The organism is Rugamonas sp. (assembly GCF_025354735.1).
Taxonomy (GTDB): Bacteria; Pseudomonadota; Gammaproteobacteria; order Burkholderiales; family Burkholderiaceae_D; genus Rugamonas.
The window spans coordinates 15,130-27,215 of the sequence record NZ_JANXMI010000061.1 but is presented as its reverse complement, the minus strand read 5'-3'; the positions used below and the strand labels follow the sequence as shown (position 1 = coordinate 27,215).

The 12,086-nt window shown below is 67.0% G+C and carries 10 protein-coding genes; 2 read left to right on the top strand and 8 right to left on the bottom strand.

Annotated features, from left to right (window positions below):
- The 8 genes from Q0S71_RS06375 to Q0S71_RS06340 all read right to left on the bottom strand — a co-directional run.
- Positions 1–2,512: NAD-glutamate dehydrogenase domain-containing protein (locus tag Q0S71_RS06375; protein WP_295993017.1), on the bottom strand; the 2,512-nt coding region annotated here is incomplete at its 3' end.
- A gap of 206 nt (positions 2,513–2,718) precedes the next feature.
- Positions 2,719–4,056 (bottom strand): N-succinylarginine dihydrolase, encoded by a 1,338-nt coding sequence (astB, locus tag Q0S71_RS06370; protein ID WP_295993015.1) that lies wholly within the window; start codon positions 4,054–4,056, stop codon positions 2,719–2,721.
- 9 nt (positions 4,057–4,065) lie between these two features.
- Complete coding sequence (gene astD / locus Q0S71_RS06365) at positions 4,066–5,550, bottom strand: succinylglutamate-semialdehyde dehydrogenase (protein WP_295993013.1); 1,485 nt, start codon at positions 5,548–5,550, stop codon at positions 4,066–4,068.
- Positions 5,543–6,598 (bottom strand): arginine N-succinyltransferase, encoded by a 1,056-nt coding sequence (gene astA, locus Q0S71_RS06360; protein WP_295993010.1) that lies wholly within the window; start codon positions 6,596–6,598, stop codon positions 5,543–5,545. Before astA ends, astD begins: the two co-directional genes overlap by 8 nt.
- 25 nt (positions 6,599–6,623) lie before the next feature.
- Positions 6,624–7,691: an arginine N-succinyltransferase gene (locus Q0S71_RS06355; protein ID WP_295993008.1), complete on the bottom strand. Its 1,068-nt coding sequence runs from the start codon at positions 7,689–7,691 to the stop codon at positions 6,624–6,626.
- A gap of 99 nt (positions 7,692–7,790) precedes the next feature.
- Positions 7,791–9,053, bottom strand: a complete 1,263-nt coding sequence (gene astC, locus Q0S71_RS06350; RefSeq protein ID WP_295993005.1) for an acetylornithine/succinylornithine family transaminase — start codon at positions 9,051–9,053, stop codon at positions 7,791–7,793.
- Between the two features lie 156 nt (positions 9,054–9,209).
- Positions 9,210–10,154: a GlxA family transcriptional regulator gene (locus Q0S71_RS06345; protein WP_295993001.1), complete on the bottom strand. Its 945-nt coding sequence runs from the start codon at positions 10,152–10,154 to the stop codon at positions 9,210–9,212.
- 67 nt (positions 10,155–10,221) lie between these two features.
- The gene (locus Q0S71_RS06340; protein WP_295992999.1) at positions 10,222–11,127 is read right to left on the bottom strand and encodes a DMT family transporter; all 906 of its coding nucleotides are present in this window, start codon (positions 11,125–11,127) and stop codon (positions 10,222–10,224) included.
- Positions 11,128–11,245: 118 nt separating this feature from the next.
- On the opposite strand from Q0S71_RS06340, the gene Q0S71_RS06335 reads away from it, so the two are divergent.
- Together Q0S71_RS06335 and Q0S71_RS06330 are read left to right on the top strand one after the other, a co-directional pair.
- Positions 11,246–11,740 carry a MarR family winged helix-turn-helix transcriptional regulator gene (locus Q0S71_RS06335; protein WP_295992998.1) on the top strand — a complete coding sequence of 165 codons (495 nt, stop codon included), beginning with the start codon at positions 11,246–11,248 and terminating at the stop codon, positions 11,738–11,740.
- Positions 11,741–12,022, top strand: a complete 282-nt coding sequence (locus tag Q0S71_RS06330) for a hypothetical protein (protein WP_295992996.1) — start codon at positions 11,741–11,743, stop codon at positions 12,020–12,022. It begins immediately after the preceding gene.
- The last annotated feature ends 64 nt before the right edge of the window (positions 12,023–12,086 follow it).

The window sequence follows — 12,086 nt, the reverse complement described above, 5'->3', positions numbered from 1 at the left end:
CGATGGTTTCGCGCACGGCGTCCTTCGGCATCATCTTGCAGACGAAACCGCCCTTGGCGCCGGCCGGCACGATGACGGCGTTCTTCACCATCTGCGCCTTGACCAGGCCCAGCACTTCGGTGCGGTAATCTTCCATCCGGTCCGACCAGCGCAAGCCGCCGCGGGCGACCGGGCCGCCGCGCAGGTGCAAGCCCTCGAAGCGGCGCGAGAACACGAAGATTTCGCGGAACGGACGCGGTTCCGGCACCAGCGCCAGACTGCTGGTGTCGAACTTGAAGATGATCTTGTCGCCCTTCTGATCGTTCTGGAAGTAGTTGGTGCGCAGCGTGGCGACCATCAGGTCGGTGACGGCGCCGAGGATTTCTTCACTGTCGGCGTGGTTCATCTCAGGCAGGCGGCCCTTGATGTCCAACATTTTTTCATGCGCGGCCGCGTGCTCGGCGTCGCTCAAGGACGGGTCGAAGCGCTGGAGGAAAGCGTCGACCAGTTCCTTGACCAGCACCGGCTGTTTGCGCAGCGTCTCGGCGATGTAGCGCACCGAGAAGCGGCTGCCGGCCTGGCGCCAGTAGCTCATGTAGGCGCGCACCAGCTGCACCTGGCGCATGCTCAAGCCGCCCTCGATGACGAGGCCATTGAGGCGGCCGTCCTCGGCGTCGTTGTTGAACAGGGCGGTGAACAATTCCTGCGCCACCGGCACCACGTTCGGCTGCGCCAGTTTGGCGGCGCTGTCGGCGTCGACCGACAGGCTGGTGACGACGTAGCGCTGGCCGTCGGCGGCGCGGATCGAGTGCGCCTGTTCGCGGTCGATGGCCACGCCGGCGTTGTGCAGCGCCGGCAGGATGGTCGACAGCGACGGCGCGCGGTCGACGGAATACAAACGGATGGTGGTCGATTCGGCCGCCACTTCCACGCGCACGTCGACGCGCGAGGGATCGGTGTTGCGCAGGATGGCGCCGAGGTCGCGGAAGGCCACGGCCGGCGCGGTCGAGGCGACGTAATCGGCCGGCAGCGTGGAGCACAGCTTGCGCAGGCTGGCGCGCAGCGGCACTTCGGCCACGGCGTCGGCCAGCGTGGCGAAGCTGTTATGCCAGCCGTCGAGCACCGACGACAGCGGCTGCTGGATGTCGGTTTCCAGGTCCAGCGGATAGCGCGCGGCGTGCGCGATCAGGTACACGCGGGCCAGCGGACCGTCGGCCACCAGCGTCTGCGAACTGATATGGGTGGCGCCGGAACTGGCCTGCAGCGCGCGCGCCAGGGCCGAGGCGACGCTGGCGCTGTAACGCTCGCGCGGCAGGTAGACCAGCACGTTCAGGTGGCGGGCGTAGACGTCGCGCCGCGCGAACACCTTGGTGCGCGGCTGCTTGTACAGCGAGACGACGGCGCCGCACACTTCGGCCAGCCATTCCGGCTCGGCTTCCAGCGCCTCGGTGCGCGGCAGCGATTCGAGGATCTCGACGAATTTCTCGGCGCGGAAGCCTTCCTGGCGCACGCCGGCGATGCTCAGCACCCGGGCGATGCGGCCGCGCGCGAACGGCAGGCGGGCCAGCGGCGTGGCGGTGGCGGCGCGCGTGAACAGGCCGACGAAGCAATGCTCGCCGATGATGGCGCCGGCGGCGTCGGTGTCGCGCACGCCGATGAAGTCGAGCTGCTGGTCGCGGTGCAGCGTGCCCTCGACGTCGGCCTTGACGATGGACAGCGTATGGTCGCGCTTCGACAGCGTATCGATATTACCGGGGATGTTAGCCAGGCAGCTGCCGTAGACCGGATGCGTCGTATCCTGCAGCACGCCGATGCGGCTCGGGATGTCGCGTTCCAGTTCGCGCGCGCCCGGTTTCACTTGATAGTAGGCGTAGCCGAACGGCTCGAAGCCTTCGCTGCGGGCCCAGTCGAGGAAGGCGGCCACTTCCTGGCCTTCGGCGTCGCTGGACGCGGCGGCGGCGGCGCCGACGGCGCTGAAGCGCGCCATCATCGCGGCGTGGTCGCGGTGGACGACGGCGGCGTCGCGCGCCACCATCTCGATGCGCGCCACCAGCGCATCAAGGTCGGCGGCCGGCAGGTCTTCGGCCAGCAGCACCATCACATACGATTCGGCCTTGACGCCGTCCGCGCCGACGGCGGTGACGACGCCGTTCGCATCGCGGCTGACGGACAACACGGAATTGAGCACGCCGTTGGCGACCACGCGCTGCTTGCGCATGGCCATGACGATGGAGTCGACCAGGTAGGGCATGTCGTCATTGAGTATCAAGAGCGCGGTCGCCATGCCGCCACGGCCATCGGCGTAACGCAGCCTGGCGATCTGGCAGCCCGCCGCGGCGCGTTTGGCGGCCTGCGAGAAGCCGTCCCACAGGACGGGAGCGAGGCTGTCGGGCGCGATGCCGGCCAGGTCTTCTTCGTCCAGGGAGGCGAGCCAGGCGCTGATGAGCGCGTCCACCCGGCCGCTGTCGGCCGGCTTGCTCGCGTTGACCAGGGCTAGCGTTTGCGCACGCAGATCGTGAGGCATTTTTGTCATCTTGAGTTCTCCAATACGTTATGGGTATTCCGGGTGTTGCGTCGGTGCCGCTGCGACTTTTGGCTGCGCGGCCGCGACTTTAAAAAAGACGGGGGTTGGCCCCGCCCCGTTAAATCCTGTGGCCCTCGGCGCGGGTCTCGCCGTATAAGCAAATCCCTACATCTCTAAATCCGTCCTACCGCCCCATGTGGGGACGGCCGCCGCCATTACAAATCGTACAGGCCGGGCAAATTCAAAATCGTCGCCAACTCGTCGAGCGCCGCGTGCACTTCCAGCGCCAGCGCGGGATCGGCCAGGTCTTGCGGTTCCAGCCGGTCGCGGTAATGCGTTTCCACCCACGCCACCAGCGTGTGGTACAGCGCCTCCGTCATCACCACGCCCTGATGCATGGCGGCCGCTTCGACGTCCGTCAGCGCCACGCGCAAACGCAGGCACGCCGGGCCGCCGCCGTTGCGCATGCTCTGGCGCAGATCGAAGTGCAGCAGTTCGTCGACCGGGCCGCCGCTGGCGACCAGGCTTTCCAGATAACGCGCGACGGCCTGATTTTCCTGGCACTCCTGCGGAATGACCAGCGCCATTTTGCCACCGTTCTTGGAAAGCAGCTGGCTATTGAACAGGTAGCTGGCGACGGCGTCGGCCACCGATACCATTTTGCTATCGACGCGGATCGCATCGAGTTCGGCGCCGACGCCGGCCATCACGCGGCGCAGCCGATCGAGCCCGCCCGCTTCGTCGGCGTAGGCCTGCTCGTGATAGAACAGCACATTGGCGTTGCCGACGCCGATAACGTCGTTGTGGAACACGCCCTGGTCGATCACGTCGGGATTCTGCGCGAGGTAGACGGTGCGCTCGGCCGACAGGCCGTGCAAGCGCGCCACGGCTTGCGACGCCTCCAGCGTCTGGCGCGCCGGATAGCGTCTCGGCGCCGGCGCGGCGGCGTCGAATTCGACGCGGCCGTAGACGAACATCTCGACCGCCGCGGCGCCGTGCTCCGCGCACAAGCGCGTGTGGTTGGCCGCGCCCTCGTCGCCGAAGGCCGGCGTGCCGGGCAGCGCGTCGTGCACGGCGAAGTGCCGCTCGTCCGCGAAGATGGCGCGCAGGCTGCGCGCCGATTGCGCGTGCTCGAAGGCGCGATGCAGCTTGTTGTTCAGGTTCGCGGGGGTGAAGTGGGTGCGGCCGTCGCCGCTGTCGGCCGACGGGCTGACGGTGGCGGCGTTGGCGGTCCACATCGGCGAGGCCGAATAGGCGCACGCCAAAATCACCGGCGACTCCCTGTACGCCTGCGCCAGCACGTCGGCATCGCTGCCGGAGTAGCCTATGCTGCGCAGCAGGCGGAAATTCGGCCGGTCCTGCGGCGGCAGCAGCGCCTGCGCGAAACCGCGCGCGGCCAGCGCGCGCATCTTGGCCAGTCCCTGCAAGGCGGCCTGCTTCGGGTTCGATGCGCTCTTGACGTTGCTGAACGAGGCCACGTTACCGAACGACAGGCCGGCGTAGTTGTGCGACGGACCGACCAAGCCGTCAAAATTGAATTCGCGTGCGGTCATCGCCCGTCCTTAGAAGTTCATGCCCGGCGAAAGCTTCGCCGGCATTTCGAGTGCGCTGTTTTCTATCGATGCGACAGGATACGCGCAATAGTCGGCCGCGTAGTAGGCGCTTGGGCGATGGTTGCCCGATTTGCCGACGCCGCCGAACGGCGCGCTGCTGGCCGCGCCCGTGGTGGGACGGTTCCAGTTGACGATGCCGGCGCGCGCGCGCGCCTGGAAGGTTTGCCACAGCGCCGCGTCGTGCGAGATCAGCGCGGCGGCCAGGCCGTATTCGGTGGCGTTGGCGATCTTCATCGCGCCGTCGAAATCGTCGGCGCGGAAAATTTGCAGCAGGGGGCCGAACCACTCCTCGTCCGGGATGCCTTGGGCGTCGGTGACGTCGACGATGCCGGCCGAGACGAAGCCGCTGTCCTGGTCGAGGTGGCGCATCGCCAACAGGCTCTTGCCGCCCTTGGCGATCATGTCGGCCTGCGCTTGCAGCAGGCGGCCGGCGACGGCGGCCGACACCACGGGGCCCATGAACGGCGCCGGCTCCGCATGCGATGCGCCTATGGTCAGCTTGCCCGCCACGTCGACGAGGCGCCGGACGAAGGCGTCGCCCTCCGGCGTGTTCTGCACAATCAAGCGGCGCGCGCAGGTGCAGCGCTGGCCGGCCGAAATGAAGGCCGACGACACGGCCATGAAGACGGCGGCGTCGATGTCCCTGGCATCCTTGATGTCCCACACCACCAGCGGATTGTTGCCGCCCATTTCCAGCGCCAGCATCTTGCCCGGCTGGCCGCCGAACTGCTTGTGCAGCGCGGCGCCGGTCTGCGAACTGCCGGTGAAGAGCACACCGTCGATCAGCGAATTTTGTCCCAGCGCGACGCCGGTATCGCGGCCGCCGTTGACCAGGTTAATCACGCCGGCCGGCACGCCGGCCCGCTGCCACAGCTGCACGGTCTTGATGGCGGTGCGCGGCGCGTACTCGCTGGGCTTGAAGACGACGGTGTTCCCCGCGATCAGCGCCGGCACGATATGGCCGTTCGGCAGGTGGCCGGGGAAGTTGTACGGACCGAAGACGCCGAACACGCCGTGCGGCCGGTGGCGCAGCACCGCCTCGCCGTCGGCCACCTTGCTGTGCGACTCGCCGGTGCGGGCGCCGTGCGACTGCACCGAGATATCGACCTTGTTGGCCATCGTCGTCACTTCGGTGCGCGATTCCCACAGTGGCTTGCCGACTTCGGCGGAGATCAGCAGCGCCAGCTCCTCGGCGTTTTCCTTGAGCAGATCGCGGAAGCGCGCGCAGATGGCGATGCGTTCTTCCAGCGGCGTCAGGGCCCAGGCGTCAAACGCCGCGCGGGCCGCCTCGCAGGCGCGCGCCACGTCCTGCGCGTTCGCTGCGCGGCTGGCCCAGGTCTGCTTGCCGGTGGCCGGATCGATGGTGGTCAGTTCAGCGCCGCTACCGGCCAGCCACTCGCCGTTAATGAAATTACTAAAGACTTGTTCAGACATTTGCTTTCCTCGGATTGAGTGACAGGGTGCGCACGGCGTCGCCGGTGTGGCAGCGCAGCAGCTGCTGTTCGGCGTCCGGCAGTTCGATGGCGCCGTTGACCGGCGCGGCGTGCGACAGGATCATGCGAAAATCTTTCAGCACCGTGTTCGACACCAGCACCGGTTCGTTGACGGCGGTTTCGGGCGCGCAGGCGGCGTCCCAGTCGGTCGCCAGGCCGATGGTCGACAGCACGCTGTCGCGCAGCGCGCGCAGCTCGGACACGCGCGCCTGCAACACCGGGCCGGCGTCGAAGATGTCGACATAGCCCTCGAAGTACATGCCCTCCTGCTCCAGCAGGCGGCGCGCCGGCGCGGTCGACACGTGGACCTTGCCGATCACCTGCTGCGCCTCGTCCGGCAGGTAGGCCACGTACAGCGGCTGGCGCGGCATCAGCTCCGCGATGAACGATTTTTTGCCGAGCGCCGTCAGGTCGTCGACGTGGTTGAAATCCATCTTGAAGAAGTGGCGGCCCAGCCCTTCGTAAAACGGCGAGCGGCCATCCTCCTCCTGGAAGCCGCGCATCTCGGCGATCAGCTTTTCGGTGAACAGCTGCGGGAACTGCGCGATGAACAGGAAGCGGCTCTTCGACAGCAAACGGCCGTTGTTGCCGGTGCGGTAATCGGGATGCAGGAACAGCGAACACAGTTCGGTGCTGCCGGTCAGGTCGTTCGACAGGTACAGCGTTTCCATGCGCGTGAAGACATCGAGCTCGCGGCTCGAATGGACCAGCGTGCCGATACGGTAGTTATAGAACGGCTCCTCCAGCCCGACCGCGCCCTTGATGGCGCAGACGCCGGCCAGCTTGCCGCTGTCGGTGTCCTCCAGCACGAACATGTAGTCGCGCTTGGCCGGCGCGATGGTTTCGGCGAACGAGGCGACGGCCACGGCGACCCGGTCGCCCAGCATCTTCATGTCCGGCTTGAGGGTGGTCATGCCGCTGCCGACCTGGCTGGCCATCACGTAGAGGGCGTCGAGGTCGTTGGCTTGGATGGCGCGTACAACTAGCATAGGGGTGTCTTCCTGGTTCTTCTTTTTAGAGGCGGACGCACAGCACGCTGTCGCCCGGCGCGATCTTCAGCACGTCCTGCACGTCCTGCGACAGCGCGATCGTGGCCGACGCTTCGACCGGCGTGCAGTCGACCACCACGGCGCGGAAGTTCTGCTCCGAGCTGGCGGCCACCGCGTAGGTCACGCGCGGCACGGCGGTGCGTTCCGGCGCCGACGTTTCGACGCGGCGCGTCAGCGCGCCGCTGAAGGTGCGCAGCGAATTTTTATGCGCCTGCAAAATCGGCCCGCCGTCGAAGATGTCGATGTAGTCGTCGGCCTCGAAGCCTTCGGCCGTCAGCAGGTTGAAGGCCGGCTCGCCCGACGGATGGATCTGGCCCATGGCCGCCTGCGCATCGCCCGGCAGCAGCGGCACGTAGACCGGATAGTGCGGCATCAGCTCGACGATCAGCGTGCGGTTGCGGGCGCCGCCGATGACGCGTTCGGCGTCGAGGAAATCCATCTGGAAGAATTTGCGGCCCAGCGCATCCCAGAACGGCGAGCCGCCGTCGGCGTCGGTGATGCCGGCCAGCGGCACGAAGAAGCGGTCGCCGAAGCGCTGCGGCGCCAGCACCGCGTACAGCAGGCGCGCGCGCGACAGCAGGGCCGCTTCCGGGCCGTTCTGCTCCTTGGCGCCGACGTAGAAACCCGACAGCTGCGAATACGCGGTCAGCTCGGAGCACAGCGTCAGCGCGTGCACGCTGTGGCTGATATTGAGGTCGCGCGAAACTTGTTGTATGACGTCGTTGCGGAACGAGAAATAGGTGCCGTTCGAGCCGGCCGAGGCGAAGATGGCGGCGGTGCCGACGATGCCGCCGCCGCTCCCTTCGCCACCGGCTTCGTCAGCCGCTTGGTCACCCAATGATTCGAGTACGAACAAATACGATTCTTCGCTCGGGATGTCGACGTGGGCGGCAAACGAGGCGATGGAGCGCTCGACCGACGCGGCGATTTTCTCGCGCGTCTTGGGCAAGGTATGGACACCCGGCATGGTCACTGCGGCCAGCGCTTCGAGGGCAGCAATATCCGACAGTTCTACCGGACGGACAACATACATGGGAGCTCCTTTCAATACGATCTGTTCGAAAAATTCTGCCGCCGCCGGCGCGCAAAAGCGCGGCGGCGGCGGTCGTACCGGAGCCGCTGGCGCCCGACCTTAGGCGGCTTTGAGCAAACCGTCCACGGCCACGCGCAACAGGCGGTCGGCTTCGGCGATCTGCGCGTCGCTGACGATCAGCGCCGGCGCCAGGCGCAGCACCTCGGTGCCGGCGATCAGCACCATCAGGCCCTGCGCTTCGGCGGCGCGCTGGATGTCTTTCGAGCGGCCCTTGAAGGCGTCGGCGACGACCAGGCCCAGCAGCAGGCCGGAGCCGCGCACCAGGCTGAATACCTGCGGGTAGTCGGCGATCAGTTTTTCCAGCGTGGCCACCAGCGTCTTGCTGGCCTCCTTCACGCGCGCCAGGAAGGCCGGCTGGTTGATCGTGTCGAGCACCGTCAGCGCCACCGTGGCGGCCAGCGGATTGCCGCCGTAGGTGGTGCCGTGCGAGCCGACGCTCAGCGTGGCGGCCAGTTCGTGCGTGGTCAGCATGGCGCCGATCGGGTAGCCGTTGCCGAGCGCCTTGGCCGCCGTCAGGATGTCCGGCGTGACGCCGTAGCCCATGTAGGCGAACAGCTCGCCGGTGCGGCCCATGCCGCATTGGACTTCGTCGAAGATCAGCAGCGCGCCGGTCTGGTCGCACAGCGCGCGCAGCTCTTTGAGGAAGGCGGCATCGGCCGGCACCACGCCGCCCTCACCCTGCACCGGCTCGACCACCACGGCGCAGACGTCATCGCCGATGGCGGCGCGGGCCGCTTCGATGTCGTTGTAGGCGATGTGGTCGATCGCCGGCGGCAGCGGCTCGAAGCCTTCGGTGTACTTGGACTGGCCGCCGACGGACACCGTGAACAGCGTGCGGCCGTGGAAGGAGTGGAAGCACGAGACGATGCGCGATTTTTTCTCGCCGGCCTTGGCGTGCGCGTATTTGCGCGCCAGCTTCAGGGCCGCCTCGTTGGCTTCGGCGCCGGAGTTGCAGAAGAAGGCGCGGTTGGCGAAGGTCGCCTCGGTCAGCGCCGTGGCCAGGCGCAGCACCGGCTCGTTGGTGTAGCCGTTACCGAGGTGCCACAGCGTGTTGGCCTGGCGCGTGAGCGCTTCGACCAGCGCCGGGTGGCAGTGGCCGAGCGAGGCGACGGCGATGCCGGAGGTGAAGTCCAGATAGTGCTTGCCGCTTTGGTCCCACAGGTCCAGGCCCGAAGCGCGCACCGGCACCATCGCCGCCGGCGCGTAGGTCGGCACCAGCACTTCATCGAAAGTCTGGCGCGTCACCGGCAGGGTCAGTGGGCTGGCGTGGCTGGCGGCGGTGGTTTCGAGCTTGGCGTTCATGGCATTCCCTATCAATGTTGGGTACGTGCGGCAGACCGCCGCGTCGACTACCCATTATAAAAAGCGGGATGCTAAAACTCTTTTCAAATGGCGACAAGGATTTTCATTTTTGACCGAACATCAGCCGCGACCCAAGATGGTCAAAACAACCATGAATCAAACGCCGGCGGGCATCAGCTTGCGCTGGCGCTCCTCGCGCGGCGTGTTCCCGAACAGCGCGCCGAAGGCCGTCGAAAAGTGCGAGCCGGAGGAGAAGCCGCACATCAGCCCCACCTGCACGATCGAGTAGTTCGTCTCCAGCAGCAGCTGGCGCGCGCGCTGCAAGCGCAGCTCCAGGTAGTAGCGCGACGGCAGGCTGCCCAGATATTGTTTGAACAGGCGCTCGAGCTGGCGCCGCGACAGCTGCACCAGGTTGGCGATATCGTCGGTCGACAGCGGCTCCTCGATGTTGGCCTCCATCAGCGTGACGGCCTCCGACAGCTTCGGTTGCAGCGCGCCGAAGCGGGCCTGCAGGGCGACGCGCTGGCGCTCCTCGTGGCTGCGCACGCGGTCGATGCACAGCGCCTCCTTGATCGACGCCTGCACGCCGGCGCCGCACAGGCTTTCGATCAGCGTCAGCGCGAAGTCGATGCTGGCGGCGCCGCCGCAGCAGCTCAAATGGCGGCCGTCGATTTCGAACAGGTGCGGCGTGAGGATGGCGCGGTCGGTGATTTCCTCGGTGTCCGCGTACAGGGCCCACGGCAGCGCGATGCGCACGCCGGCCATCACGCCGGCGTCGGCCAGCCACAGCACGCCGGCGCCGACGCCGCCCCAGAACGGCGCCGCGCGGCAGCGCTCTATCACGGCGCGGCACAATTCGGGCCGCAGCGGCGCCTGCGTTTCGTCGGCCACCAGCAGCGCCACGTGCCAGTGTCCGGGCGCGGCGTCGGCCACCTGTTCGGGCGTGCGGATATCGAGTTGCAGGGTGCCGGTCAGGGTCGCGGCCAGCCGCAGCGGCTGCGCCAGTCCGGCCCAGGTGATGGCGTCGGCCTCGCCCGCGTTGACCAGCAGGATGCGCAGCGGGCGCTCCTGCGCGAGGCGGGACAGTTTAGCGAAGGGCATCGCGCGGCGGTGGCAAATTCGGATTCATCAAGGCGTCATTCGGGCGTAACTCGGGCTGCACTCAGCTTCATTCGGGCGCCAGCGCGGCCGACGGCCGCTCGGTGCTCCACTGGCTCACCATCATACCGGAGATCAGCAGCGCGGCGCCGGCCAGGCCGGTCCACGCCATCGTCTCGCCGAGCCAGAAGTAGCCGAAGATGGCGGCGCATCCCGGCTCGAAGGCGTAGATCACGGCCGCCTCGTTGGCGCTGCTGTGGCTCTGGCCCCAGGTTTGCAGCGAGATGATGGCGGCGGTGGCGACCACGCCCAGATAGACCAGGTTGGGCGCGTAGCGGCGCAGCGCGGCGCCGGTGGCGCTCCAGTAAGCCTGCGCCTGCGGGCCGGCGCCGTGCGGCGCTTCGCGCAGCAGCAGCCACAGGGCCGCGCACAGCGCCACCGTCAGGATCTGCGACGCGGTCAGCGTCATCAGGCGTTCGACCTTGCGGGTGGCCGCCTCCATCATCTTGACGTAGGCGCCGAAGCACAGCGCCGCCATCAGCGCCAGCGTGTCGCCGCGGCCCCACGCGATGCCGCCGTCCCAGCACAGCGCGAACAGGCCGGCCAGCGCCAGCACCAGCGCCGCCAGGATGCGGCGCTCCGGCGCCTTGCCGGCGAAAAGTCCCAGCATCGGCACCACCAGCACATTGAGGCCGCAGACGAAGGCGTTGCGGTTCGACGTCGTCAGCGCCAGTCCCTCGATCTGGAAGATATAGCAAAAGAACAGCACCAGCCCGGCCACCACGCCGGCGGCCACGTCGCCGCCGCGCGCGCGCCACAGGAAGGGCGACAGCAGCGCGCTGGCCAGCGCGAAACGCGCCAGCACGATCCAGTTGGCCGACAGCGTGCCGGTCATGTCCTTCATGGCCGGGAAGGTGGTGCCCCACACGAGCGTGACGATCAAAAGGGCGGCGATGCCGCGCAGGTGTTTGGGCATGAACAATCTCGGAAGTGGCGGCGGCGTCGATAAGAGGGCGGCCATATAGTACCCGCCCGCGCCGCAAATTGCGAACCGGGGGCGGCGGGGCCGGAGCCGGGCGGCTATAATGGCGGCCATGGGTGAACGCTATTTGAAAAGTATCCGGCTGCTGGCCGAGTGCATGCAGAGCTTCGAGCGGCTGTCGAGCGACCACGTGCGCCAGAGCGGCTTGACGCACGCCCAGTTCGACATCATCGCCACGCTGGGCAACACGGCCGGCATGGCGTATAAAGATCTGGGCGACAAGACGCTCATCACCAAGGGCACGCTGACCGGCGTGATCGAACGGCTGGAACAGAAAGGCCTGGTGCAGCGGGAGCGCAACAGCAGCGACAAGCGCTCCTATTTCATCCGCCTGACCGCGCAGGGCGAGCAGATGTTCCGCGACGTGTTCCCGAAAGTGATCGCGCGCGGCAGCGAAGTGTTCGCCCACTACGGCGACGCCGATTTCACCGCCCTGGAACAGACCCTGTCCGAGCTGAAAAAAGTCATCACCGCCTGCGCGCCGCAAGCGATGCAAAACCCGCAGGCCGGCGCCGACACCCCACCACCGACTCCTAGAAGGAACTGAATGAAAACGACACTGATCGACGGCATGAAGCCGGCCCAATTCGACAAACACATTATCGGCAACCTGTTGCTGAACGTCGCCAGCGAGGACGAAGTGCGCCTGGAAAAGCTGCTGATCGGCGTGCGCAACGAGGACGGCGAAATCTATCGCCTGATCGGCGCGACGAAACCGAACAGCTTCATGAACGCCACCGAGGAGCTGGAAGACCTGGGCCTGGTCGACGAATTGAAGGACTACGAAGGCAGCATGGATGGCTACGACGCCATCTTCAGCGAAGCCTGAAATACCCATTTGTGGCCAGCCGGCGTATGATCGGCGCAGCGCCAGAAGTATTTTCTGGAAAAGT